Annotated in this window: 26 protein-coding genes and 1 tRNA gene; 15 read left to right on the top strand and 12 right to left on the bottom strand. The window is 42.0% G+C overall.

All coding sequences use genetic code 11. The features are described from left to right. Positions 1–4: 4 nt before the first annotated feature. Positions 5–1,489 (top strand): aldehyde dehydrogenase, encoded by a 1,485-nt coding sequence (locus tag O7C57_RS11580; RefSeq protein WP_247046773.1) that lies wholly within the window; start codon positions 5–7, stop codon positions 1,487–1,489. Positions 1,490–1,570: 81 nt separating this feature from the next. Next, the gene (locus O7C57_RS11575) at positions 1,571–3,100 is read left to right on the top strand and encodes an alanine/glycine:cation symporter family protein (protein WP_154622279.1); all 1,530 of its coding nucleotides are present in this window, start codon (positions 1,571–1,573) and stop codon (positions 3,098–3,100) included. Positions 3,101–3,106: 6 nt separating this feature from the next. Here O7C57_RS11575 and O7C57_RS11570 read toward each other — a convergent pair. Beyond that, positions 3,107–3,194 (bottom strand) — tRNA-Ser (locus O7C57_RS11570). 319 nt (positions 3,195–3,513) lie between these two features. On the opposite strand from O7C57_RS11570, the gene ghrA reads away from it, so the two are divergent. Together ghrA and O7C57_RS11560 are read left to right on the top strand one after the other, a co-directional pair. Beyond that, positions 3,514–4,455, top strand: coding sequence for a glyoxylate/hydroxypyruvate reductase GhrA (gene ghrA / locus O7C57_RS11565; RefSeq protein WP_154622280.1), 942 nt, complete (start codon positions 3,514–3,516; stop codon positions 4,453–4,455). Positions 4,456–4,638: 183 nt separating this feature from the next. Beyond that, positions 4,639–5,184 (top strand): TorD/DmsD family molecular chaperone, encoded by a 546-nt coding sequence (locus O7C57_RS11560; protein ID WP_269723166.1) that lies wholly within the window; start codon positions 4,639–4,641, stop codon positions 5,182–5,184. Between the two features lie 230 nt (positions 5,185–5,414). Here O7C57_RS11560 and O7C57_RS11555 read toward each other — a convergent pair whose 3' ends face one another. Further along, entirely contained in the window at positions 5,415–5,975 is a 561-nt protein-coding gene (locus O7C57_RS11555) for a lipoprotein (protein WP_247046774.1), read from the bottom strand. Between the two features lie 126 nt (positions 5,976–6,101). Beyond that, positions 6,102–7,304 (bottom strand): multidrug efflux MFS transporter MdtH, encoded by a 1,203-nt coding sequence (gene mdtH / locus O7C57_RS11550; protein ID WP_163861888.1) that lies wholly within the window; start codon positions 7,302–7,304, stop codon positions 6,102–6,104. Between the two features lie 177 nt (positions 7,305–7,481). On the opposite strand from mdtH, the gene rimJ reads away from it, so the two are divergent. Together rimJ and murJ are read left to right on the top strand one after the other, a co-directional pair. Further along, positions 7,482–8,069 (top strand): ribosomal protein S5-alanine N-acetyltransferase, encoded by a 588-nt coding sequence (gene rimJ / locus O7C57_RS11545; protein ID WP_154622284.1) that lies wholly within the window; start codon positions 7,482–7,484, stop codon positions 8,067–8,069. A 172-nt stretch (positions 8,070–8,241) separates the two neighbouring features. After that, positions 8,242–9,777 carry a murein biosynthesis integral membrane protein MurJ gene (gene murJ / locus O7C57_RS11540; protein ID WP_154622285.1) on the top strand — a complete coding sequence of 512 codons (1,536 nt, stop codon included), beginning with the start codon at positions 8,242–8,244 and terminating at the stop codon, positions 9,775–9,777. A gap of 114 nt (positions 9,778–9,891) precedes the next feature. Here murJ and argS read toward each other — a convergent pair whose 3' ends face one another. Then, positions 9,892–11,622 (bottom strand): arginine--tRNA ligase, encoded by a 1,731-nt coding sequence (gene argS / locus O7C57_RS11535; protein ID WP_163861885.1) that lies wholly within the window; start codon positions 11,620–11,622, stop codon positions 9,892–9,894. A gap of 228 nt (positions 11,623–11,850) precedes the next feature. On the opposite strand from argS, the gene O7C57_RS11530 reads away from it, so the two are divergent. Continuing rightward, a complete protein-coding gene (locus O7C57_RS11530) occupies positions 11,851–12,405 on the top strand; it encodes a VOC family protein (RefSeq protein WP_163861883.1) in 555 nt (184 codons plus the stop codon). A 179-nt stretch (positions 12,406–12,584) separates the two neighbouring features. Continuing rightward, complete coding sequence (cutC, locus tag O7C57_RS11525; protein ID WP_154622287.1) at positions 12,585–13,346, top strand: copper homeostasis protein CutC; 762 nt, start codon at positions 12,585–12,587, stop codon at positions 13,344–13,346. A 349-nt stretch (positions 13,347–13,695) separates the two neighbouring features. Here the strand turns inward: cutC and O7C57_RS11520 are convergent, their stop codons facing one another. The 6 genes from O7C57_RS11520 to O7C57_RS11495 form a co-directional block, all read right to left on the bottom strand. Continuing rightward, positions 13,696–14,502: a hypothetical protein gene (locus O7C57_RS11520; RefSeq protein ID WP_154622288.1), complete on the bottom strand. Its 807-nt coding sequence runs from the start codon at positions 14,500–14,502 to the stop codon at positions 13,696–13,698. Between the two features lie 225 nt (positions 14,503–14,727). After that, a complete protein-coding gene (gene cmoB, locus O7C57_RS11515; protein WP_196713062.1) occupies positions 14,728–15,699 on the bottom strand; it encodes a tRNA 5-methoxyuridine(34)/uridine 5-oxyacetic acid(34) synthase CmoB in 972 nt (323 codons plus the stop codon). Then, the gene (cmoA, locus tag O7C57_RS11510) at positions 15,696–16,451 is read right to left on the bottom strand and encodes a carboxy-S-adenosyl-L-methionine synthase CmoA (protein ID WP_163861880.1); all 756 of its coding nucleotides are present in this window, start codon (positions 16,449–16,451) and stop codon (positions 15,696–15,698) included. Before cmoA ends, cmoB begins: the two co-directional genes overlap by 4 nt. A gap of 133 nt (positions 16,452–16,584) precedes the next feature. After that, the gene (locus O7C57_RS11505) at positions 16,585–16,983 is read right to left on the bottom strand and encodes an MAPEG family protein (RefSeq protein WP_154622884.1); all 399 of its coding nucleotides are present in this window, start codon (positions 16,981–16,983) and stop codon (positions 16,585–16,587) included. A gap of 155 nt (positions 16,984–17,138) precedes the next feature. Continuing rightward, on the bottom strand, positions 17,139–17,543 hold the full coding sequence (locus O7C57_RS11500; protein ID WP_163861877.1) for an NUDIX hydrolase: 405 nt from the start codon (positions 17,541–17,543) through the stop codon (positions 17,139–17,141). A 185-nt stretch (positions 17,544–17,728) separates the two neighbouring features. After that, positions 17,729–18,052, bottom strand: a complete 324-nt coding sequence (locus O7C57_RS11495) for a DUF4377 domain-containing protein (protein WP_154622885.1) — start codon at positions 18,050–18,052, stop codon at positions 17,729–17,731. A 582-nt stretch (positions 18,053–18,634) separates the two neighbouring features. Between O7C57_RS11495 and aspS the strand changes: the two genes are divergently transcribed. The 6 genes from aspS (at position 18,635) to ruvB (ending at position 24,184) form a co-directional block, all read left to right on the top strand. Continuing rightward, on the top strand, positions 18,635–20,407 hold the full coding sequence (gene aspS / locus O7C57_RS11490; RefSeq protein WP_154622886.1) for an aspartate--tRNA ligase: 1,773 nt from the start codon (positions 18,635–18,637) through the stop codon (positions 20,405–20,407). Between the two features lie 10 nt (positions 20,408–20,417). Beyond that, positions 20,418–20,849, top strand: coding sequence for a dihydroneopterin triphosphate diphosphatase (gene nudB / locus O7C57_RS11485; protein ID WP_208852749.1), 432 nt, complete (start codon positions 20,418–20,420; stop codon positions 20,847–20,849). A gap of 30 nt (positions 20,850–20,879) precedes the next feature. Beyond that, positions 20,880–21,623: a YebC/PmpR family DNA-binding transcriptional regulator gene (locus tag O7C57_RS11480; RefSeq protein WP_154622888.1), complete on the top strand. Its 744-nt coding sequence runs from the start codon at positions 20,880–20,882 to the stop codon at positions 21,621–21,623. A 322-nt stretch (positions 21,624–21,945) separates the two neighbouring features. Further along, positions 21,946–22,467: a crossover junction endodeoxyribonuclease RuvC gene (ruvC, locus tag O7C57_RS11475; protein ID WP_154622889.1), complete on the top strand. Its 522-nt coding sequence runs from the start codon at positions 21,946–21,948 to the stop codon at positions 22,465–22,467. A gap of 72 nt (positions 22,468–22,539) precedes the next feature. Beyond that, positions 22,540–23,157, top strand: a complete 618-nt coding sequence (gene ruvA / locus O7C57_RS11470) for a Holliday junction branch migration protein RuvA (protein ID WP_163861871.1) — start codon at positions 22,540–22,542, stop codon at positions 23,155–23,157. A 16-nt stretch (positions 23,158–23,173) separates the two neighbouring features. Then, entirely contained in the window at positions 23,174–24,184 is a 1,011-nt protein-coding gene (gene ruvB, locus O7C57_RS11465) for a Holliday junction branch migration DNA helicase RuvB (protein WP_154622890.1), read from the top strand. 109 nt (positions 24,185–24,293) lie between these two features. On the opposite strand, the gene znuB is transcribed toward ruvB, so the two are convergent. After that, a complete protein-coding gene (gene znuB / locus O7C57_RS11460) occupies positions 24,294–25,079 on the bottom strand; it encodes a zinc ABC transporter permease subunit ZnuB (protein ID WP_154622891.1) in 786 nt (261 codons plus the stop codon). Continuing rightward, positions 25,072–25,839 (bottom strand): zinc ABC transporter ATP-binding protein ZnuC, encoded by a 768-nt coding sequence (gene znuC / locus O7C57_RS11455; protein WP_247046775.1) that lies wholly within the window; start codon positions 25,837–25,839, stop codon positions 25,072–25,074. Before znuC ends, znuB begins: the two co-directional genes overlap by 8 nt. A 76-nt stretch (positions 25,840–25,915) precedes the next feature. Here znuC and znuA point away from each other — a divergent pair, with 76 nt between their 5' ends. Next, complete coding sequence (znuA, locus tag O7C57_RS11450) at positions 25,916–26,875, top strand: zinc ABC transporter substrate-binding protein ZnuA (protein ID WP_163861869.1); 960 nt, start codon at positions 25,916–25,918, stop codon at positions 26,873–26,875. Positions 26,876–26,879 lie beyond the last annotated feature (4 nt).

Raw genomic sequence — 26,879 nt, 5'->3', positions numbered from 1 at the left:
CCCCATGAAAACCACTAAAGAAGAGGTGTTTAAACGTGCACGTGCAGGTCAATTATGGGCAGGGAACTTAATCGATAACTATCGTGATAGTGGCGCAAAACTGGAAAACCGCACACCTATCGACGATAGCCTAATCGGTTTTATTGCAGATGGTAATGCTCAAGATGTTGAAGCCGCGGTATTGACCGCAAGGCGTACTTTTGTTGAGGGTTGTTGGCAAAATTTATCACCCCAAGAGCGCAAACAGGTAATGCTGCGCTGGGCTGAATTGATTGAATATCATAGTGAGGAACTGGCGGCGCTCGATTGTATCGATGCAGGTAAACCAATTACTGAATGTTTGAATACGGACATGCCAGCAACAGTGGAAACCTTTTATTGGTATGCAGAAGCGCTGGATAAAATGTTCGGCAAAGTAGCCCCAACGGGTCAGCAAGAGTTGGGATTGATTGTTCAAGAACCTATCGGGGTTGTTGGTGCTGTTTTACCGTGGAATTTTCCAGCGCAAATGTTTGCTTGGAAAGTGGCGCCAGCGTTGGCAGCCGGTAATTCGGTAATCGTCAAGCCCGCAGAATTAACCTCACTTAGCGCTTATCGAATGGTGGAACTGGCTTATGAAGCCGGTGTACCAAAGGGCGCTTTGAGTTTAGTGTGTGGGCTAGGTGAAAAAGTAGGAGAGGCGATTGGTCGGCATAACGATATTGATATTGTTTCTTTTACGGGGTCGACTGACGTGGGCCGATTATTCCTTAAATACTCCGCTGAAAGTAATTTAAAAGAGATAGTCTTAGAATGTGGTGGTAAAAGCCCACAAATCGTTTTTGCCGATGCGGATCTCGATGCCGCAGTAACACATATTATGGCCTCCGCTTTCTGGAATATGAGTGAAAATTGCAGTTGTGGTTCGCGCTTAATTGTTCATGAAAGCATTCATCGTAAACTGTTAGATAAGCTTGTTACTGCAATTGCGGATTGGAAAGTTGGCAATCCGATGGATGAATCTGTTTCAATTGGGCCAATGATCGAAAAAGCCCATTTTGAAAAAGTAAAATCCTTTATTGAATTGTCGTTACAACAGGGCGCAAAAAGGGTGGCTGGGGGCAAAATTCACAGTGAACTCGGGAGTGGTTGGTACATTGAACCGACGATATTCGACAATGTTACTCCGGAGATGTCACTGTTTCAAAATGAAGTGTTTGGTCCCTTACTTGCCGTCTCCACGTTTTCTAGCGATGAAGAGGCTATCACTCTCGCCAATAAGACTCACTATGGATTAGCGGCTTCATTTTACAGTCAGAATGTGCACCGAGTCATGAAAGTGGCCCGCCAAATTAATGCTGGCACGGTATCCATTAACGGATTTAGCGAGGGCAACATTACCACGCCGTTTGGTGGATTTAAACAATCCGGTTTTGGCGGGAAAGATAATGGACTGGAAGCTTTCGAGCAATACACACAAACAAAAGTGATTTGGATGATCCACCATTAATTCCTTGATAGACCTGAGCTTATTAAGTTCAGGTTTTTTTTTACCTTGCAAACATCATGACAATAACGAAGGAGTACTCATATGGAAGCCATCGTTAACACGCTCGTTGGATACATTTGGGGTAATGCTTTAGTGATTTTATCACTTGGCGTTGGTCTCTATTTTACATTAGCTACACGCGGTGTGCAGTTTCGCTATTTGATTAAAATGATCTGTTTACTCAAAGAAAATAAAGCATCAAAAGAGGGGATTTCGTCATTCCAAGCATTTTGTTTAGCCTTATCAGGTCGTGTTGGTGTCGGTAATATTGCTGGTGTTGCAACGGCTATTGCCGCAGGTGGCCCAGGGGCGATATTTTGGATGGTTGTCATGGGGCTCTTAGGGGGTGCGAGTGCGTTTATTGAGTCAACTCTTGCACAAATTTATAAGCAACGCTCTGATGGGCAATATCGCGGCGGTTCACCTTACTATATCGAAAAAGGGTTAAAGCTAACGCCGTTTGCTATTTTTGTTGCGGCAGTAATCTGTCTGTCTTACGGCGTATTAGTTCCGGGTATTCAAGCCAATACGATAGCTGATTCATTCCAAACATCGTTTAATATTCCGCCTGTGGTGACGGGATTAATCGTGACATTACTCATGGCATGGCTAATTTTTGGTGGTGTTAAACGTATTGCTAGCGCAGCGGACAAAATTGTTCCATTAATGGCACTCGCTTATATTGTGATGATGGTGATTATTTTATCTAGCCATTATGACAAAGTGCCCGCTATGTTTAGTTTGATTTTCCGTAGTGCGTTAGGGATGGATGCGGTATTCGGGGGGATCGTTGGGACTGCTGTCTCTTGGGGGGTTCGTCGAGCTGTATTTTCGAATGTCGCTGGAGCAGGGGAAGCCACTTTTAGTTCCGCAGCCGCAGAAGTGAGTCACCCTGCAAAGCAAGGATTGATTCAAGCTTTTTCCATCTACATTGATACGGTGTTAGTGTGCACTGCCTCAGGGCTGATGATTTTGGTCACTAATATGTATAACGTCTTTCCTGATGGGAGCTCGACTGCACTCATTGAACATATACCGGGCGTCGCGGCGGGAACGGCATGGACACAAATGGCGGTTTCAACAGTCTTTGAGTCAACGGGCTCTGGGTTTGTTTCAGTAGCGGTCTTTTTATTCGCTTTTACCACGTTGATGGCTTATTACTATATTGCGGAAACGACGATTGTTTATTTGGATCGCAAACTCAAATACCCTATTTTAAAGCTGCTGCTAAAAATTGTCTTTTTGGTCATTATATTTATCGGCAGTATTCAATCCGTTAGCATGATGTGGAGCTTGGGTGATATTGGTTTTGGCAGTATGAGCTATCTAAACTTAATTGCGATTGTGTTTTTATCTAAGCCAGCTCTTCGTGCGTTACGTGACTATGAGAGACAAGAGAAATTAGGTATCGACCCTGTATTTGACCCCAAAGTAGCCGGTATCGAAAATGCGGAAGTATGGGAAGAAATTAGTCGCGAATATCAATCACATCATCAAGACAATAAGCAGGAAGAAACAGAGAAACGACTTACAACAGAACAGGATAAATACTCAGAGGATAGGCAGTTATAAATAAAATGGCGGTGAGGGAGGGATTCGAACCCTCGATACGTTGCCGTATACACACTTTCCAGGCGTGCTCCTTCAGCCTCTCGGACACCTCACCGTATTTTAAATACCTTGTTGCAGTGCTAGATAATAACTCGTACTGCAACGGGGCGCTACTATAGGGAAAAGTGGGCCTTGCGTCAACTCCCTATTGATGCTTTTTAACAGTTTGATGGTCTGTTTAGTTAAATAAAAAACAATTTGGTTACTATCTAATCTTTCGACGAGGATCTTTAATAATTATAAACTTCAAGTCTTAATTATTAAATTCGTTATCCGCTTAACAAAACCTCAATCACAGCGCTTATCATTCGTTGCATTCGCTTGAAAATAAAACATTTTCGACACACTCTGTGGTAAACACAAGAGGAGTTGTCATGAATATTCTATTTTATCATCCATTTTTTGATGCCAATGAGTGGATAGACGGCATGAAAGCAAGACTTCCACAAGCCAATATTCGTCAGTGGGTTAGAGGCGATAAGCAAAGTGCCGATTATGCTATGGTTTGGCTACCTCCTTATGAGTGCCTAGCAGGCCGAAAAGATCTTAAAGGCATATTTGCCCTTGGTGCGGGGGTTGATGCTATTTTAAAACAAGAGCATGAGAACCCTGGCACTTTACCCGCTGGCGTTCCATTAATGCGCTTAGAAGACACAGGTATGGCACAACAGATGGAAGAATACGCAATGGCGAAAGTGCTGTATTACTTCCGCCGCATGGATGAATACCGTCAATTTCAATCACAGCGCCAATGGAAACCTCTTCCTGCCAATCGACACGAAGAGTTTGTGGTGGGAGTCATGGGAGCAGGGGCCTTAGGGCAAGCCGTCGCCAAAAGACTGGTAGAGTTTGGTTTTCATGTGAGAACTTGGAGCCGAAGCGAAAAACAAATTCATAAAGTGAAAAGTTATTATGGGCAGGATCAATTAAGTCGCTTCTTGCAGGGCACTCGGGTAATAATCAATTTACTGCCGAGTACAGCACAAACCGTCGGTATTTTAAATCAAAGCTTATTTAGTCAGTTACAAAAAAATGCCTATATTATTAACTTGGCTCGAGGCTCTCACCTAGTTGAGCAAGATCTGCTGGCAGCACTTGACTCAGGTCAGGTTGCGGGTGCTTCTTTAGATGTATTTGCCAGTGAACCATTACCTCAGATGCACCCTTTTTGGACCCACCCACGTGTGGCGATAACCCCTCATATTGCTGCTATTACTTTACCGAAAGAAGCGATGGATATGATCAGTAGCAATATTCAACGAATTGAAAATGGACAAGAACCTGTTGGTGTTGTTGATATGCAGCGGGGGTATTAAGGTATACTTGAGAGACTTCAAACGGTAGGCGAGTGCGAGAGAACATTTTCCTGCGTTTAGGTGTGCTAGCCATAGAGTGATTGGTATGGCTAGCCGCTGATTCGTTTTTTGTCTCACTACGTTTGGAGTGATATAGAGTATACTTATGATAAGTTATCGCGTAATGCAACACAGGAAACTTAAATGAACGAATTTTCGATCGTTTGTCGTATTCTAGGAACGCTTTTTCAACGTGCTCCTGATGATAGCGTGGTTAAGCCACTACTGGATATGATCGCCCAAGATAAACTGAAAGCATCATGGCCATTAGAGCAGGATGAGTTGTGGGCACGTATGGCCAAATCGGTTGATATGAAAGCTATCGTTGCTGACTATCAAGCTTTATTTACTGGTGAAACACCGGCAGTTTCAGTATTCGCTCATGATTATGATGAAGAAATAGCAGAAGCCGAAATTCGTGAATTTCTTGTTGAAAGAGGAATGACACTCACTGCTGGCCGAGTCGATGCGTTTGGTGCGTTGCTATTGGCGGCATCATGGTTGGAAGATCAAGCGGCAGAAGATGAAATAGCAGCCCAAATTGAGTTATTTGATAGCTTTATCTTGAGCTGGTATGGGGCATTTTTGGGAAAAATGGAAGCACATGCAACAACCGCGTTTTATCGTACATTAGCTCAAATTGCTCGTGATGCAGTTATTGAACTGCGTGACGAATTAGAATCAGAGTGACGCTGTCACTTTTGCGATTCACTCATTCAGAGGGAGCTCCATCCTATAGGTGAGCCGTTTCTCTTTATGAGGGACTATTCTGACGATAAGTTTTGTGTTTTTGAACCTGTTATAGGTTGCTCATGTGCAACATTAGCGGTGAAGTTCTTTCTAATAAGACGAAATAGCAAAAAGGCAACGTATTATTCGTTGCCTTTTGTGCTGTTTTCAATCGAAAAAATTTATGGATGTCACTCGACTAAAGGAATAATTAACTTCCCAGGTTTAATTTCTAACCCTTTAGCGAGTTTTTTCGCGGTTGCTTCAGCTGCACCATTGTCAGGATTTAACACATAAACGGGTTGTGTTTCAAAAAAAGTTTCCAGTGAACTATTTAAATAAGGGATGACAGCGGCGATAGCGGTATCCATATTTTCTGGGGTCACTTGATATTGGCTAATATTGAGTTCTTTTAAGTAAATTGACCCTGTTTTTACATCAAAATAGGGACGGGCTGTCAATGTTAATGCAATTTTAGCCTCTGTTTTACCTAATAAAGTGTCTAAGTTGACGGTTGCATCACCTGTTAATGCTACTTTTCCGGGCTCACTACGACCAATTTCTGATTTCAAGTTAGCTAATTGAATATCTGCATCAGCCACACCGGAAATACCGACTTTATGGTTATATTTAACTTTTGTCGCAAGATATTGGTTAAGTGTGTTTTCACTGATAGAAAATTCAGTGATTTGACTACAGCCAGTCAGTATCGTCAAACAGCCAATTATTGCCGCCAAGATAAATTGTTTCATAAACACTCCTTTTACAGTAACCCCATTATCTTATCCTATAATTGGGGTTAGTTGGTCTTCTGTTCTGATTTTTATTGGTGAGCGTTACAATTTATGATTGCTTGAGTCACTTAAACATACGTTGAATTAGCCACTTAGCATGGTGGATTCAATTTTTTTGCGGTTAAACTGTTTATGCAGTGCCCACAGGGTAATAAATCCAATCGTTCCTAATAAGAACCAAGGTAGTTGTGGTACATTCCATTGATGACCGATATCGTACATCCAGCCGCCACCAGTGTAACCAACTGCGCCACCTAAGGCCAATCCCAAGCGACTAAACCCCATATAGCTGCCGCGGGCACGGGGATCAGCCAGTGAAGCACTTAGCGTTTCCCTTGCAGGATCTGCGGTCACCGTGCCTAAATAGAATAAACAAATTAACCCAAAAAGAACCTGTAATGAGCTTGTCATGCCAATCGGGAACATGCTTAAACTCATTAAAAAGAGTCCTGCCATCAAACGTTGCTCGAGTCGAAAATGCTTTTCACTCCAACGAGCGATAGGATAAAGCAACGTTAATGAAATCATCGCTTCAATCGCATACATCCATTTTACTGCGGTTGGGGTACCTGCCAGCTCATTAACAACGATGGGAAACATCAACATCACTTGTACGGATAACATAAAATAACCGGCAAGGGTAACAACATAGGTGACAAAGCGTTTATCTTTAAGAACACGCCCCATGCCTTCTTTGATTGGTGTTCGAACCGTTGAAATACGATAAGCCGGTAATAACCAAGCATTGCAGATTGCGGCAATCACGAAGACGAAGGCACCCGCCCAACAGACATAATGGAAGTCATATTGGAGTAGCCAGCTGCCAATCAGTGCGCCGATCACTGCACCAGCACTATCTTGCATCAAAAGTAGCGAATAAAAACGGCCACGCTCATAGGGACGGGTTAATTTGATAACCAATGCCGTTCTGGGAGGGTCAAATAAGGTGCCACCTAATGCGGATAGTATGCAGGATAGCCACAGCACCCATGGGTCATGAGCGATTGCCATTAATGCAAAACCACAAGCTCTCAGTAACATGCCTATGACAATCATTGGTTTGGCACCAAAACGGTCTGCAATAGCGCCACCAAAAATGCCTAAACCCTGTTGCACAAATTGCCTAAGACCGAGTGCAAAGCCGACAATGACTGCCGCCCAACCTAATTGGTCAACAAAACGGATGGAAATTAATGGAAACACGACAAAAAAACCTAGAACAACCAACATATTGTCTAGGAGTAAAAAATATTTACCCAGACTTCTCGCCTGTGATACCTGCGCCATGACACACCATCGTAAAAAATAACAAAGAAGGAAGGATTCTTAATGTCTCCCATCAATAATATCAGTAGAATAGGCAAGGGAAGATGATATTTTTTTATCGTTAGAACGATGAGTTATTAATGTTTTATTTTTTAGCATTACGCCGTTTCTGGTGATTCAATTTTAAAAGGGTTAACGATGTTTGGTTATCGAACAAATGAGCCAAAAGTACGTCTTGTGACAGAAAGAATGGTTGTACGTTTAGCGTATGAGCGTGATAGCTATCGGTTAGCGGATTATTACAGCGAAAATAAAGAGTTTTTAAAACCATGGGAGCCGACTCGCGATAGCTCACATTTCAATCCATCAAGTTGGAACAATCGTTTACACCTAATGACCGAATTGCATCGTCAGGGTAATGCCTATCATTTTTTATTATTAGATAATCAAGAAAATGAAGTGATCGGTGTTGCTAACTTTAGTAATGTGCTGCGTGGCGCTTTTCATGCATGCTATTTAGGCTACTCGTTAGGTGAAAAATGGCAAGGGAAGGGATTGATGTATGAGGCTCTTGCTCACACTATCCGTTATATGCAAACACATCAAGGCATGCACCGGATTATGGCGAACTATATGCCACATAACCTGCGTAGTGGCAATCTATTAGCACGTCTTGGTTTTGAACGAGAAGGTTATGCAAAACAATATTTGCAAATTGATGGTCAATGGCGTGATCATGTTTTAACAGCACTTACCAATGAAAATTGGAAACAAATAAAACCTTGATTAAGTGTCTTGCTCAATATGCTGAAGAGCTGCTAAACACCAGCCACTGGCTATGCTCGCTGGGTTGTCGCTTTCAGTAGACGAGTAAAATCCGATTTTAACTTTTCAATCATAGTCAGTTATGCTCTGCACTGATAAACTAGCACGATTGTTTTCTTTTAGTTTGCCTATCATGAATTTATTAAAATCATTAGCAGCGATAAGCTCCATGACGATGATGTCTCGAGTGCTTGGGTTTATCCGTGATGCTATCATTGCTCGAGTATTTGGGGCTGGAGCCGCGGCAGATGCTTTTTTTGTTGCATTCAAACTGCCCAATCTGTTGCGCCGAATTTTTGCCGAGGGCGCATTTTCACAAGCGTTTGTGCCAATATTAGCGGAATATAAGAATCAACAAGGCGATGAAGCAACCCGTACTTTTGTTGCTTATATTTCTGGAATGCTGACATTGGCTTTAGCCATTGTGACTGTCCTTGGGATGATCGCCGCACCATGGATAATCTATGTCACTGCACCCGGTTTTACCACAGATGCCGATAAATTTGCGTTAACCACCGATCTCTTACGTGTTACTTTCCCCTATATTTTCTTGATCTCATTAGCATCACTGGCAGGGGCAATATTGAACACTTGGAACCGCTTCTCGGTCCCCGCGTTTGCCCCGACCCTTCTGAACGTGAGTATGATTTTCTTTGCTGCATTTGCTGCCCCTTATTTTGATCCGCCAGTGATGTCATTGGCTTGGGCGGTTATTGTGGGAGGGGTTTTACAGCTGGTCTATCAGCTCCCTCATTTGAAAAAAATCGGTATGCTTGTCCTCCCGCGGATCTCTTTTCGTGATAGTGGGGTTTGGCGAGTGATGAAAATGATGGGGCCAGCTATTATTGGGGTATCGGTCAGTCAAATTTCTTTGATTATCAATACGATCTTCGCGTCATTCTTGCAGTCAGGTTCCGTATCTTGGATGTATTACGCCGATAGGTTGATGGAATTACCTTCCGGTGTTCTTGGGGTTGCGTTAGGGACTATTTTATTGCCATCACTATCAAAAAGTTTTACGAGTGGCAATCATCAAGAATACCGTCATTTAATGGACTGGGGGCTACGCCTTTGCTTATTGTTAGCCTTACCTTGCGCCATTGGATTAGCTATTTTGTCAGAAGCATTAACCGTGTCTTTATTCCAATATGATAAGTTTACGGCGCATGACTCGTTGATGACACAATATGCATTGATGGCATATTGTGTAGGGCTTACCGGCATGATTTTAGTGAAAATTTTAGCACCGGGTTTTTATTCTCGTCAGGATATTAGAACGCCAGTTAAAATCGCTATTGTTACGTTAATCTTAACGCAATTAATGAATTTAGCCTTTATTGGGCCAATGAAGCATGCAGGTTTAGCGCTGTCAATTGGTTTGGCGGCCTGTTTTAATGCTGGGGTTCTGTATTGGCAGTTACGCAAACAAGAAATTTTCAAACCACTTGCAGGTTGGAAAGTCTTTATTTTTAAACTCATCGTCGCACTTATTGTCATGGCAGCGGTTCTGTTTGGTGTATTGCAGTTTATGCCAGAATGGCAAGACGGGAATATGGCCATGCGCATGTTGCGTTTAATGTTTGTCGTGATTATCGGTGCGGGGAGTTATTTTGCGGCTCTGTTTGCTTTAGGCTTCCGCCCAAGGGATTTTAAAAAGCACAGCATTTAACATTATTTGCTGATTCATATATAAAAAACGCGCTGTTTTGGGCGCGTTTTTTATTATTAAGATACCTATAAAAAACCCATATCCTAGGATATGGGTTGATGGTCAAGCGGTATATTACATGCGTTCGACAGTTTCGATGCCTAATGTATCTAAGCCCGCTTTCAAGGTTTTTTGAGTTAATAGTGCGAGTTTTAAACGGCTTTGACGTTGTGCATCGTTTTCAGCAGTTAAAATAGGGCAGTGCTCGTAGAAACTAGAGAACAGACCTGCTAAATCATACAGATAAGCACACATGACATGAGGCGTACCATCACGTGCTACCATCAATATTGTTTCTTCAAACTGCATGAGACGAGTAGCAAGTGCGAGTTCACGAGGATCTTGTAACGCCATTGGCTGAGTCAGATCAGCTTGTGTGATGTTGGCTTTTTTGAAGATTGAGGCGACACGGGTGTAGGCATATTGCATATATGGCGCGGTATTTCCCTCGAAAGCGAGCATGTTATCCCAATCAAAAATGTAGTCTGTTGTACGGCTTTTTGATAGATCCGCATATTTAACGGCACCAATACCAACAACATTAGCAACATTATTAAGCTCATCTTCGGGCATATCAGGATTTTTAGCACGGATTAGAATTTGCGCGCGTTCGATCGCTTCATCTAATAAATCAGAAAGGCGAACGGTGCCACCAGAACGTGTTTTGAAAGGTTTGCCATCTTTACCTAACATCATCCCGAACATATGGTGTTCAAGTGACATAGACTCAGGAATATAGCCAGCTTTACGAACAATGGTCCAAGCTTGCATCAAGTGTTGATGCTGACGTGAGTCAATATAGTAAAGAGCACGATCTGCATGCAGAACCTCGTGGCGATATTTAGCACAAGCAATATCGGTTGTTGTATATAAAAAACCGCCGTCTTTTTTCTGGATGATGACACCCATTGGTTCGCCTTCCTTGTTTTTAAATTCATCAAGGTAAACGACGGTGGCTCCTTCGCTTTCAACCGCTAAGCCTTTGGCTTTAAGATCCGCAACAATCCCTGGCAACATATCGTTATAGAGACTTTCACCCATCACATCATCTTCAGTCAAAGTAACATTGAGGCGATGATAGGTTTGCTGATTTTGTTGCATGGTGATATCAACCAATTTACGCCACATTTTGCGGCAATACTCATCACCTGATTGCAGTTTCACCACATAACCGCGCGCACGTTCGGCAAAAGCCTCATCTGAGTCATAATGCTGTTTCGCTTCGCGGTAAAACTCTTCGAGATCAGCCAGTGCCATGTCACTGGCATTTTCATTTTGCATCTTTTCAAGATAAGCAATGAGCATACCAAATTGGGTACCCCAGTCACCTACGTGGTTAGCGCGGATCACTTTATGACCTAAAAACTCTAAGGTACGGGCAGCAGCATCACCGATAATCGTTGAACGTAAATGGCCCACGTGCATTTGTTTAGCGACGTTCGGGGCAGAGTAGTCGATAACTATCGTTTCAGATTTCACGGGTGATAAGCCAAGGTGGTCACTGCTCAATGCGTGTTCAGCTTGGGTCGTGATCCAGTTTGGCTCAAGAAAGATATTGATGAAACCCGGCCCAGCAATGTCTATTTTGCTTGCAATACCTTCAAGATCTAAATGGCTGACAACTTGCTCGGCCAGTTGTCGGGGATTGATGCCCATTTTTTTCGCTGCGCCCATGACACCATTTGCTTGATAGTCACCAAATTGGGCTTTTGCTGATTGACGCACAAGTGCATCACTGCCTTCTGGGGCTCCCGCTGCCTGCATTGCAGCACTGATTTTATCTGAAAGAATAGCCTGAATATTCACCGGATTACCTTAAATAACGAACATAGTTAGCGCATTGTGCCATTACACGCGCAGAACTAAAAGAAAGAAGAGAAAATTCGGCAGGTTTTATACCATATTTTTGAGGAGTCGTGCTACAGTCAAGCCGTTTTATTCACTGTCTGCTGATCATTCTTCAATTTGAATGAGGATACTCACGACGAGTGATTTAACACACGAAATATTAATGTATGAAAAAGAGTATGTTGAATGACTGAATTTGTTGAAGTGCTTGAGTTGCATGATTTGTGGAATGCATTACCTGAGTTTGAGCAAAAATTAGCGAAGATGGCGGCAGAGTTATCTCTTTCACTCACTGATTATCAGATTGACCACATTTCTGTTCGTTGCCATCATATCGAGACAGCACAACGTTGGCAAAAAGGCCTATTAAAATGCGCTCAGCTTTTATCTGAAAATGAAATCAACGGACGTCCTATTTGTTTATTTGAGCTTAATAGACCTTTAGTGATTGCAGCTCAGGAAGTCTCTGTCGTTGAACTCCCTTTTCCAAAAGATAAAAGGTATGCCCAAGAATCATGGGAACATATTGAGCTGGTGATGAACGTCGCGCCTGAACAGTTAGAAAGTGCGGCGCTTGATCTGTTACCTCAACCGCTACCAGAAGGTTATAGCGTGAAAATGAGCCAGCCTAAAGGGCAGAGTGAAAGCTTGCCAAATCCAACATTAGCAGTCACTAATGGGGAGATAACGGTAAAATATCACCCTTACACGCTAAAACAGGTGATAGAAAGCGAAAAATAAGTGATGCAATTAACGTTATGACTAATAATTCGGAAAAAACTGTTCATGGTGTGATATCTATCCGATAACGCTCAGAAATTAATGGCATTATTAGCTAAATGTTAACGAATAACAGGCTCATATTAAGTTGATGAATTAAGTTTTAACGTCAGAGTTTGATTCTATCTTTGGAGGTGGTCATGGCAAAGCTGGAGATTTGCTGTTTTGGTATTGAATGCGCTCAAGTCGCCCAAGAATATGGCGCTGATCGCATTGAATTATGTTCTGGTGCAGCTGATGGTGGCCTAACACCGAGTTATGGGTATTTAAAGTTAGCAAACGAAAAACTGCATATTCCCGTTCACCCAATAATTCGTCCTCGCGGCGGTGATTTTTGCTATGACACAAATGAATTTGATGTGATCAGAGATGATTTGATTATGGTAAAAGAAATGGGCTTTCCTGGTGCTGTCATCGGTATCCTTGATACCGAAGGGCGTATTGATATTGATCGTATGCATATATTGATGGAAATAGCACAAGGAATGCATATTACTTTTCACCGTGCCTTTGATATGTGTATTAATCCATTGCTTGCCCTTGAACAGTTAAAAAACTTAGGTGTGGCTCGGATCCTGACCTCTGGACAACAACAAAATGCAGAGTTAGGTTTACCATTACTGAAAGAGCTAAACGAAAAAAGCCGAGAAATCAATGGCCCAATCATTATGGCTGGCGCTGGGGTACGATTAGCCAATTTAAGTAAGTTTATGGAAATCGGTTTGACGGAAGTGCACAGCTCAGCGGGTAAATCAGTTCCCTCAAGCATGAACTACCGTAAAGTTGGTGTGACGATGGCATCAAACAGTGAAAATGATGAGTTTACACATTACTGTGTTGATGGGCCAACAGTTGAGGCAATGAAAGATTTTATTTCGATTACTGAAAAAATTTCGGCATAGCGGCGACGTTATTCAACAATAGAACGATAAAAAAGAGGGATATTTATCTCTCTTTTTTTGGTCAGTTAATCTATATTAGCAATATATCATCGAATGTATTCTTTTCACGATAAATAATATACCAAGCCCATTAGGGATAATATTGCTCTAGAAATAAAGAGTAGGGCGATAATAAGAAGGTATCAACTCGACGACAATAATTTCACTCTTTAAAGGCGTCAATAATATGATTGGTTGTATCGATAAAATAGACGTAATGGCGTATAAGATAACCTTCTTTATGCGATAAATACACTTAAATTGATTGGGCAATTATAAAAAATAATGTGCCCAATTAAATGACGTTTAATTAAGACTTGGCTGGGAAAACGGCATTTGCATATGATACACCATTTTCTAGGATCTCTACGGCTAATAGGAGCAGTTCAGAGACTTTTTCACCATTATCTTCCGTCGTATAATTTCCTAACACAACGAGGTTCTTATCTTTTTCAGCCCCATGAATATATTTTACGACGGAATTTTTTATTGGTTCTAACTCATAGATCTCTTGGTTGAGTATAGAAGCAAAGTAGACATCATCACCTTTTTTATAGGCAACAACAGTGACCAAACGACCTTCAGTGGAGTCCACGACCTTGAGTGTTTCGGGGCTTAATTCATTCTCGTAGATCTCTTTTGCTCTATTAATAAGGTAAGACCTTACACGATTGCCGACGGATGAATCGTCAATATAGCTTTCTATCTGAGCTAACCCATTCATATTATCTAAAAACGCTTTATTTTGCCGATTCTGTGCTTTAACACCTTCATCATAGCTGCCATGCTGACAAACTAAGGCAGGAAAACTCTCTTTGCGAATACGATTACCAACACGAATAGAGTTGATCTCTATATTGTCACCAATATAAATTTCACTGACAAATGGTTTAAACCCCATCAACTCATTTTGATTGTTCTTTGCATTAAATTCACCACAAACGATAGCTTCATTGGCATTTCGATGAACAACAATATCTTTATATTGTATTGAATCAGGGTCAGGGTAATATGTGGCAATCTCTTTTTTTATTGCGGTATGAATTCTATTTTCTGGAGGAGAGCAAGCGAGTAAAAGAAAAGAGAAAGGAACGATAAAAATAAGGGAAGGCTTCATAAGAATATCCAAATAAGTCTGTAATTAACAATAATTAAATTTTATTTCATATTGATATAAATATTATTATATCGATAAGCTTTGAGGAAATAAAATGTTTATACAGTTTGGTTAATTTATTATGACCTAAGTATTTAAATTAGTATTAATAACGACAGATTTAAAATGATGAATAATCGCTGGGAAAAGAATAAGCGTGGCATTAGCCACCCTTATTCTATGATTTTATGGTTTACGTGCAACAAGGATGGCGCGTAATGGCGCAGGATAGCCTTCAATAGTTTTGGTCGCATCATGAGGATCCAAAAATTCAGCCAGTGAATCTGTTTTCATCCATTCAGTACGACGTTGCTCTTCAACCGTTGTAATCGCTTGGTCAACAATGCGAACATCGACAAAACCGCATTTTTCTAACCACACTTTCAGCATTTTTGCAGAGGGAATAAAGTAAACATTGCGCATTTGTGCGTAGCGGTCGCCCGGTACTAAACACTGAAATTCATCCCCCTCGATAACTAGACTTTCTAGTACCAGTTCGCCTTCATTGACTAATTGGTTTTTCAGTTGCCACAAATGGTCGAGTGGTGAACGGCGATGATAGAGTACTCCCATTGAAAATACGGTATCAAAAGCAGCAAGCGTTGGCAGTTGCTCAATTCCTAATGGTAAGAGGTGAGCGCGCTGATCATCCCCCAATAATTTTCTTACGGCTTCAAACTGGCAAAGAAAGAGTTGCGTTGGATCTATCCCGACAACAAATGAAGCGCCTTCACCTAACATTCGCCACATGTGGTAACCACTGCCGCAACCGACATCAAGGATCATCTTATCCTTTAAAGGGGAAATGTGTGGTAAAACGCGATCCCATTTCCAATCAGAACGCCATTCAGTATCAATGTTAATCCCATAGAGCGAAAAAGGGCCTTTACGCCAAGGTTTTAGTTGCTCAAGAATATTGTTTAGGCGGCGTGTTTCACCCGCGGATAACTCAGGTTCGCGTAGTGCCGTGACGCTATTTTTTAAGTCTAGATGGGTTGGTTCCATGATAGGTAAATTATCTAGCATTTTTTCCCAAGACTTAAAACCGCCATGCAATTGGTTGCTTTTCCACTCGCTAAGTTGTGCTGGTAGCGTATCAAGCCAATGACTTAAAGGACCTGTTGCGATTTGCTGATAAAAACGGCCAAAATCGATCATAACTGAGCCTCTTTAAGGGCTAATAACGAGCCAAAATTAAAGCATTGGAACCACACTTCACAGTGAGTAAAACCCGCTTGTTTTAAACGTGATTTATGTGTGTCAACGGAATCTGTTAGCATCACATTTTCTAGCATGCTACGTTTTTGACTAATCTCTAACTCGCTATAGCCATTAGCACGTTTAAAATCATGATGCATATTGAATAATAATTCACCAATTTCGTGGTCTTCAAAATTGAATTTTTCCGATAACACAAGAATGCCACCAGGTTTGAGACCTTGATAGATTTTATTTAATAACTGTTGGCGGTCATTCGGATTAAGAAACTGCAACGTAAAATTGAGCACCACCATCGAGGCATTTTCAATATGGACATCGCGAATGTCACCTTCAATAACCTCCACAGGCGTTTCTGCCTTATAGGCATCAAGATGGCGACGGCAACGTTCAATCATGGCGGGTGAATTGTCGACAGCGATAATCTGACAATGCTGAGCTGTAATATTACGACGTATAGAGAGTGTTGCAGCGCCTAATGAGCAACCAAGGTCATAAACATGACTATTTTCGGTGACAAAACGGCCTGCTAACATGCCAATCATCGTAATGATGTTTGAATAACCCGGTACGGAACGCTGGATCATATCGGGAAAGACTTCGGCAACTTTTTCATCAAATTGCCAATCACCCAAATTAGCAATTGGGGCGCTAAAGAGGCTGTCTTTGTTATTGGATTCCTGACTTGACATAAGATCTGTATATATAAAACAAAAAGTAGTTGCGGATTGTAGCAGAAAAGGGACGTAACCTGAAAATCAATCGGTCAAAAGTGCAATAAAAGTTTTACGACACTCGTTCACAGTGCCGCATTGATAATAATAACTAAAGATTGAAAGAAAAAATTTGGATCCAAGGTAGGTAGTAAATATTGGCGATAACCATTAACGTCATTGCGATATACGTTGCCGCCATACCTGAACGACGATAAGAGCCGTCATGATTTTTCAAACCATAAGAATGTAGGACTCGTCCTGCAATCAGAATTAGTCCACAAAGGTGGATCATCCAAACTTGTGCACCGTTCATTTCCATAAACAGTAGCAAAATTAAAGCGATAGGAATATATTCAATTGCGTTACCATGAACGCGGATCGCAGTCTGTAACTCATAAAAACCCCCGTCACCATAAGATACACGGTATTGATTTCTGAGCTTTACAACATTTAACGATAGCTTAAGTAGTAACAAAGCGCCCAGTACAGCATACAGAGAGCTGACCATTTATTCACTCCATTGCTTAATCAAATTGACTGACTAACTGATTAAAACTACGCATTATATTAATAGAAACTAGTAAAATTTACTAATAGTAAAACTATTAATCATTAATATTCAAACAAAGTTTACACAAATCCCAAACACGTTCAGGTTGTTATTTAATCAATTAGGTTGTCTTGTTGTAGTTGCGAAACAACCCTTGCGGCTGTGGCGGAACAATGGCCTAAATTTGAGCTATTAAACCAAGCAAGTTCTGCAATTTCCGCGGCAGGCTGAGCGACTCCATCATAATTGGCAAAATAACAACGAATACGCACTTGCGTACCCTCTTGTTTACCATCAGCAGGGCCAATAAACTCCCCATAAAAACGTATTGAGTCTTTCTCTAACGTTAAGGTTAACTCTTCGTTAATTTCACGGCACAAGGCCTGCTCATCACTTTCATCTGGCTCACGTTTTCCACCTGGAATGTAAAACAATTCTTTATTATGGGAACGAACCATGGCAACTTTTCGGTTAGAAAGTGTAATTAAACCTAATTTATCGATAATTTTATGGTTCACGGTGAGCCATTACCTTCTGTTGAATGTTTTTTACTATGCTGTGTATAGGCGCCAGTTGTTTTACGCCATTTAAGGTAACCAATAATATTACCCAAATATAATGAAAACAATGGGGAATGTGTTTGAATGACCATGGGGTGGTTGAGTGATAAAGTCCTCATGGTCGGATTTAAAATACAATAAACTTATTTTTTGGTTTTGTTGATGATTTCAACCAACTCATAACGCAGGCTTGGCGCGTCTGCTGGCGGGTTGGCGACATCAAATTGGTTGACTTTTAAGGTATATTGATAACCCGGTTGGTAGTCAAATCCTTGGATAGTGCCATAGAACAGTTCCCAATCAGCCTGTTGGTTCTGTTTGATTTTCATACATTTCATCGGAGCAACGCCGACACAATCCGCGAGAGTTGAATCGATATAAAAAGTTTTAGTGTTATCAGTAGTTTTCACTGTTTGGCAGCCTACAAGAACAAAAAGGAGTGAAGAAACGAATACACATTTTTTCATCGAATAACCTTATACATACAGTTGAAATTAGTGTAATTATAACAAATAACAGCGGTAATGATTCTGAAATCGATGAATGTGAAATGAAACAGGTAGTTTATTGGTGCGTGGAATATTTTTATTTATCACATTTTCTTTATGACTGATGCAATATGCCATCATCAAGTCAATGCGTCGTTTGGTTATTAAGTGGCCTAGATTGCGAATATTGATGGTTTTGTCCTTTATTGGCTAGTCAATGATAGATATTGGCGGGGGCATGGCCTGTCTATTAAGCAATCAAGAGAAAATAAACCCGAGTTGGAATATGTACATCACCGACAGAGTCACTTAAAATTACCCTCAGTCATAAATTCTGTCTCTATCAATGTACAGTACTCGTTACGTTATGTTGGCGACCTTTTAATCGATGCAAATATGATTAAAAACAAAAATATTAGGTATTGCCTCCTAATACGTAACTGTTTGTGCAACAGAATTTCCTGTATAATGTCTGCCTTTTTTGACATTCTGAATGTTCAGCAAAATGCCAAATTTCCGCAGCAAGCAAATGCACAACAAGCTGAGTAAAAAGGATATTGTATGCGTACTAACTATTGTGGGCAGTTAAATATTGCCCATGAAGGCCAAAAAGTCACTCTTTGTGGATGGGTAAACCGCCGTCGTGATTTAGGTGGTTTGATTTTTATCGATATGCGTGACCGTGAAGGGGTCGTTCAAGTCTTTTTCGATCCAGAGCGCAAAGACCTCTTTGAAAAAGCTTCGGAATTGCGTAATGAATTCTGTATACAGATTACAGGGACTGTCCGTGCTCGCCCAGATAACCAAAAAAATAAAGATATGGCGACAGGGGAAATTGAAATCTTTGCTGAAGAGCTTAATGTCTTTAATAAATCAGAGCCATTACCTCTGGATAGTAATCAAACGAATACAGAAGAGCGTCGCTTAAAGTATCGTTACCTTGACCTTCGCCGTCCTGAGATGTCAGAGCGTCTACGCACCCGAGCTAAAATCACCAGTTTTGTCCGCCGTTTTATGGATGAAGAAGGGTTTGTTGATGTTGAAACACCAATGCTCACAAAAGCAACCCCAGAAGGGGCTCGTGACTACTTGGTACCAAGCCGTGTTCATAAAGGCAAGTTTTATGCATTACCGCAGTCACCACAATTGTTTAAACAATTGCTGATGATGTCGGGTTTTGACCGTTATTACCAGATCGTGAAGTGCTTCCGTGACGAAGACTTGCGCGCAGATCGTCAGCCTGAATTTACTCAGATCGATGTTGAAACGTCATTTATGACGGCGGAACAAGTGCGTGAAATCATGGAACGCATGATCCGCCAATTATGGCAAGACGTGAAGAATGTTGATTTAGGTGATTTCCCTATAATGACTTTTGCAGAAGCAATGCGTCGTTATGGTTCAGACAAGCCAGACCTGCGTAACCCAATGGAATTGGTTGATGTTGCCGATATCGTTAAAAATGTTGAATTCGCTGTTTTTGCACAGCCCGCGAATGATCCGAAAGGCCGCGTGGTCGCATTAAAAGTACCAGGCGGAGCAGCCATGACACGTAAACAAATTGACGAGTATGGTCAATTTGTCGGTATCTATGGTGCTAAAGGGCTTGCCTGGATGAAGGTTAATGAGCGCGCTAAAGGGGCAGAAGGAATTCAAAGCCCAGTCGCTAAATTCTTAAATGAAGAAATCATTAATCAATTGCTTGATATTACGGATGCGGCGGACGGTGATATCCTCTTATTCGGTGCTGGCGCGAAAAATATCGTGACGGATTCAATGGGCGCTTTACGTCTGAAGGTTGGACGCGATTTTGCCATTACAGATTTAAATAGCTGGAAGCCGCTATGGGTTATTGATTTCCCAATGTTTGAAGATGATGGGGAAGGTGGTTTAACGGCAATGCACCATCCATTCACTTCTCCACGTGATTATTCACCAGAAGATCTGGCTAAGAAACCAGAAGATGCGGTTGCTAACGCGTATGATATGGTCATCAATGGCTACGAAGTCGGTGGCGGTTCAGTACGTATCCATCGCAGTGAAATGCAACAAACCGTGTTTAATATTCTGGGTATTAATGAAGAAGAGCAAGCAGAAAAATTTGGCTTCCTGCTAGATGCATTAAAATATGGTACACCACCACATGCAGGTTTAGCATTTGGTCTTGACCGTCTCGTCATGTTGTTAACCGGTACCGATAATATCCGCGATGTTATCGCTTTCCCTAAAACAACGGCAGCGGCATGTTTAATGACGAATGCACCAAGTCACGCCAACCCTGACGCATTGACAGAATTGGCGATTTCAGTCGTTGCAAAAGACGCGGAAGACTAATTCATTCGTTATGAAGGGTTTTAAACGCCCAGAATCGGTATTGGTGATCATTACCGCTGAAAACAGCGGTAATGTTCTGATGCTAAGACGTCAGGATGATCCCGATTTCTGGCAGTCAGTGACTGGCAGTTTGGAAAATAACGAAGATCGCCTTGAAACGGCAATGCGAGAAGTTGTCGAAGAAACTGGGTTTCTTCCTCAGGAAGGGCAGTTTTTCGATTTAGCGCGCGAAGTCACTTTTGAAATCTTTGCGCATTTCAGGCATCGTTATGCTCCTAATGTTACTCACTGTAAAGAGCATTGGTTTAAAATGGTACTCAGTGAAGAACGCGTACCAATTTTGACGGAACATACTGAATTTTGTTGGCTGCCGCCAGAAAAAGCGGCGGAATTAACGAAATCATGGAGTAACCGTCAAGCTATTTTAGAATTTGCTGTTTAATTATTTTATTGACGTTTTTGGAGAGATTTCATGGCAGGTCATAGTAAATGGGCCAACACCAAGCACCGTAAAGCGGCACAAGATGCTAAGCGCGGTAAAATTTTCACTAAAATTATCCGTGAGCTGGTGACAGCTGCACGTTTAGGGGGCGGTGACCCTGCGACTAACCCACGTTTACGTGCCGCTGTGGATAAAGCATTATCCAATAACATGACACGTGATACCCTGAACCGTGCGATTGCGCGTGGTGTAGGGAATGATGAAAATGATAATATGGAAACTATCATTTATGAAGGTTATGGCCCAGGTGGTACAGCCGTGATGGTTGAATGCTTGAGCGATAATCGTAATCGTACCGTTTCCGAAGTTCGTCATGCTTTCACTAAAACTGGCGGTAACTTAGGCACTGATGGTTCAGTTTCTTACTTATTTACTAAACGTGGTGTGATTACTTACGCGCCTGGTGTGGATGAAGATGCACTGATGGAAGCGGCATTGGAAGCTGGCGCGGAAGATGTTGAAACCTACGATGACGGAGCGATCGATGTTTACACAACACCAGAGACCTTTGGTGAAGTGAAGGATGCGCTTGATGCCGCTGGTTTCACAAGTGAAGGTGCAGAAGTTTCCATGATCCCATCAACAAAAGCAGAATTAGATGTCGAAACGGCACCTAAATTACTGCGTCTGATTGATATGCTGGAAGATTCTGACGACGTACAAGAAGTTTATCACAATGGTGACATCTCAGACGAAGTCGCCGCTCAGTTGTAATCAGATGTTACTCGCGTAGAGAAAGAGGCTATACTCGCCACACTTGAAGTGCACGCTTGTTGGCTACAGACATTTTAGGTAGTCACAGAGTGATATAGGCTCCTAGCAACAGGCTTTGGTTGCTGAGCTGCACCAAGATTTATTGAGAGTATATTCCTACTTTCTCTCGCGCCTCTTTTCAATTTCCATTTCTTATCAATTACTTTGCTTATTTATGTATAATAATCGACTCAACTTATGGTTGGGAAGTCGCTATTGTAGCGTCTAAAATATATCGATAAGATGATGTTAAAAGTAATAATGAATATTAATAGGCTTTGATATGGCGATTATTTTAGGTATAGATCCCGGCTCTCGAGTCACGGGCTACGGTGTTATCCGCCAACAAGGCCGACAACTTCTGTATTTGGGGAGTGGTTGCATCCGCACTCAAGTTGATGACTTACCCAGTCGCTTGCAGCGAATTTATGCGGGAGTCTCGGAAATTATCACACAATATCAACCCGATGTATTAGCGATCGAACAAGTTTTCATGGCCAAAAATGCAGACTCGGCATTAAAACTCGGTCAAGCGCGAGGGGTTGCGATTGTCGCGAGTGTTAATCAAAACATTCCTGTATTTGAATATGCAGCACGGCAGGTAAAGCAAACGGTTGTGGGGACAGGAGCTGCTGAAAAAAGCCAAGTACAGCATATGGTTAAATCGATACTTAAACTGTCTGCAAACCCACAAGCGGATGCGGCCGATGCATTAGCCATTGCTATCACCCATTGCCACTTTAACCAGAACCTACTTCGAGTAGGAGATCCCCGCCTAATATTAACGCGCGGTCGATTAAGATAGTGACTGGATATGCATCCAGCCTTTTTTGTGGTATAAACAGCGCTATTAATAAAATAACCTGAGGGCTTCATTGTGATTGGTCGTTTACGTGGCATCGTATTAGAAAAACAACCTCCCATTGTTCTGTTAGAGTTGCAAGGTGTTGGTTATGAAGTTCATATGCCAATGACTTGTTTTTATGAACTACCTGAAATAGGCCAAGAAGCCATTGTTTTTACTCATTTTGTTGTGCGTGAAGATGCTCAATTGCTGTATGGTTTTAATGATAAGCAAGAAAGGGCACTCTTTAAAGAGTTGATTAAAGTGAATGGCGTAGGGCCAAAACTTGCTTTAGCAATCTTATCGGGTATGTCAGCACAGCAATTTGTTTCTGCTATAGAGAAAGAAGCTATTTCATCGTTGGTTAAGCTACCGGGCATTGGTAAGAAAACAGCGGAACGCTTAGTTGTTGAAATGAAAGACCGTTTTAAAGGCCTTAATGGTGATTTATTTAACCAGCATACGGATATTAAGCTACCAGATGTCAACAGTCATCTACCTAATCGTGCCGATATTGAAGCAGAAGCGACAACCGCGCTGGTGGCATTAGGTTATAAGCCGCAAGAAGCCAGCCGTATGGTCAGTAAAGTCGCCAAACCAGACAGTGATTGTGAGACATTGATCCGTGATGCATTACGTGCAGCACTCTGATTGAGAGAATATAACGATGATTGAAGCTGACCGCCTAATTTCTGCTGAAGTGATCCATGATGAAGAAGAAGCGATTGACCGCGCTATTCGACCAAAATTACTCAATGAGTATATCGGTCAGCCGCAAGTCAAAGAACAAATGGAGATCTTTATTCAAGCGGCTAAGTTACGAGGTGATGCGCTTGATCATCTATTAATTTTTGGTCCGCCTGGTTTGGGGAAAACGACACTTGCCGGTATTGTGGCAAATGAGATGGGCGTAAATTTACGTACCACGTCAGGACCCGTGCTCGAAAAAGCGGGTGACCTAGCCGCAATGCTGACCAATTTAGAGCCTCATGATGTACTCTTTATTGATGAAATCCATCGTTTGTCGCCAGTCGTTGAAGAAATTCTTTATCCCGCCATGGAAGATTACCAACTCGACATTATGATTGGCGAAGGGCCAGCGGCACGCTCAATTAAAATTGACCTACCTCCTTTTACCTTAATTGGCGCAACGACACGGGCTGGGTCATTAACATCACCATTGCGTGATCGCTTTGGTATTGTACAACGTCTTGAATTCTATAACGTTGATGATCTACAGCATATCGTGAAGCGTAGCGCTCAATTTATGGGGTTAGAAATCAGTGAAGAGGGAGCGCGTCAAGTTGCGATGCGTTCACGTGGTACTCCGCGGATAACTAATCGTTTATTGCGTCGTGTGCGTGACTTTGCACAAGTAAAAGGTGATGGCTCAATCAATGAGCTCATTGCGAGTCAAGCGCTCGATATGCTGAATGTGGATGCAGCAGGCTTTGACTACTTGGATAGAAAACTGCTTGTCGCGATTATTGATAAGTTTATGGGAGGGCCAGTCGGTGTTGATAACCTTGCAGCGGCGATAGGTGAAGAGCGTGAAACAATCGAAGATGTTCTAGAACCATTTCTGATCCAACAAGGTTTTATCCAACGAACGCCAAGGGGTCGCATGGCAACGGCCCATGCATACTTACACTTTGGTTTAACACCGAAAGACGTGTAAGTTGTACGACATTATCGGCTAAAAAAATCCCTTGTTAAAAACAAGGGATTTTTGATGAAATGACGCAATACGTTAGAGAATAACACGCCTCAACATACGCGCGAAAAGATCAGTTTTTGACTTTTGCTAATAAACTAACAGCAAATAGTATCGCGGCCGTTAGTACCACGGAAGGGCCCGCAGGGGTATCGTAAAAGGCAGAGAAAGCTAAGCCCCCTGTTACAGATAACATTCCAATCAAAATTGCCACAACGGCCATCTGTTCAGGTGTGCGAGCAAAACGTCGAGCCGTTGCTGCTGGGATAATTAATAAAGATGTAATGATTAATGCCCCAACAAACTTCATCGCAATACCAATAGTTAATGCGGTGACTAACATCAATAACAGACGAAGACGTTGAATATCGACTCCATCAACAAAAGCAAGCTCTTGATTGACCGTCATAGATAACAACGAACGCCATCGCCAAAATAGTAATCCACACACGACAATCACGCCAATCAAGATAGTGATAATATCATCGTAAGTTACCGAGAGTAGGTCGCCAAACAAATAGGCCATTAAATCAACACGGACATTAGCCATTAGACTGACCACGACCAATCCCAGTGACAGAGCGCTATGGGCCATGATACCTAATAAAGTATCAACAGCGAGCTGAGGTCGGCGCTCCAGCCAGACCAAGATCAACGATAACAGTAAGGTGACAGCAATGACGGCATAGAATGGATTGATATTAAATAATAAACCGAATGCAACACCTAATAGAGACGCATGGGCAAGTGTGTCACCAAAATAGGACATACGACGCCATACGACAAATGATCCGAGTGGGCCCGCGGCAATGGCGAGTAGCATGCCAGCAATCCAGCCGGGTAGAAGCAACTCAATCATGTTGACATTCCTTGTTGTGGGTATGCGCTGTTACGACATTACCTTCTAAATCATGTTGGTGATTGTGATGATGGCGGTAAACGCCGAGTTGCGAAGCGCCACGATAACCAAACATAGCGACAAATTCCGGGTGATTTGACACAACGTCAGGGGTGCCTGAGCAGCAAATATGACCATTGATGCATAACACTTTATCTGTTTTTGCCATCACCAAATGAAGGTCATGTGACACCATTAATACTGCACAACCCAGCTCAGTACGCAACTGATTGATTAAATCATAAAGAGCGACCTGGCCATTCACATCAACGCCTTGAGCGGGTTCATCGAGTACCAGAAGGTCGGGTTCATTGAGTAACGCGCGGGCAAGTAATACACGTTGTGTTTCACCACCTGACAACTTTTGCATAGGTTGACTCAGTAAGTGCGTTGCTTTGACGCGTTCGAGAGCGGGTAGTAATTGTTCTGTACGCACTTTCGGCTTTAACATCAAAAAGCGTTTAACCGTTAATGGTAATGTGGCATCTAAATGTAGTTTTTGTGGCACATAACCAATAGACAGTGCTTTTGCTCGTTCAATGGTTCCTGAAGTTGGTGCGAGAAGGCCGAGCACAACCCTAACAATCGTCGATTTACCGGCACCATTAGGGCCTAATAAGGTAATAATATCGCCTTTATTAAGTGAGAAACTCACCTCTTTCAGCACTTGCTTTTCGCCAAAGGAAACAGAAATTTTATTTAAATTCAGTAATGGTTGCATATGAAAAACATCTTGCAGAATTTATGTTGTGTTATATTATAACATTTCAAAATTAAAATCACGGAAAAAGACGTCTATGATACATAAATCTCAATTCAATGCCCGACAATTTATTATAGGAATGGCGACGGCTTCACTACTGACAACAACGATGGCAACGGTCGCAAAAGCGGATGTTGTGACCTCCATCCGACCACTTGCTTTTATCGCAGCAGGCATCGCTGATGGCGTGACAGAGACGCAAGTATTACTCCCCGATGGTGCTTCACCGCATGATTATGCACTTAAACCGTCTGATTTAAAAAAAATTAAACAGGCAGACTTATTCGTTTGGATAGGTCCCGATATGGAAATGTTTTTAGATAAGCCACTCAAGACATTACCGCAGAATAAACGTCTAGCGCTGGCTGAACAGGAAAATATCATCCCATTGTTAATGAAGGATAATGAAGAAGACGAACAGGGGCATGACCATGGCGATGAAGCTAATCATGATGAGGATCACGAACATCATCATCATGGTGAGTATAATATGCATATTTGGCTGTCACCAGAGATTGCAAAACAGGCTGCATTAGATATTCACGATCGTTTGGTAGTGCTTTATCCTGACCAAAAAGAGAAGCTGGACGTAAACCTTCGTAAATTCAATGAAAAAATGACGCAAAATGATAAGAATATTGTTAATATTTTAGAGCCAGCCAAAAACAAGGGCTATTTTGTTTTTCACGATGCTTATGGCTACTTTGAAAAACACTATCGGTTAGCTCCACTGGGGCATTTTACGATAAACCCGGAAATTCAGCCTGGTGCACAGAAATTACATAAAATACGAACTCAATTGGTTGAGCATAAAGCACAATGTGTTTTTGCTGAACCTCAATTCAGGCCAGCCGTCATAGAGAGTGTTGCTAAGAATACGGGAGTCAAAATGGGAACTCTCGACCCGCTAGGTAGCGGGCTGGAAATAGGCCCAGATAGCTATATGCAGTTTTTAATGCAACTGTCGAAGCAATACGCGAGCTGCCTGAATTAAACAA

The sequence above is a fragment of the Providencia sp. 21OH12SH02B-Prov genome, from assembly GCF_027362595.1.
Taxonomy (GTDB): domain Bacteria; phylum Pseudomonadota; class Gammaproteobacteria; order Enterobacterales; family Enterobacteriaceae; genus Providencia; species Providencia zhejiangensis.
This window is presented reverse-complemented; position numbering and strand designations above follow the sequence as displayed.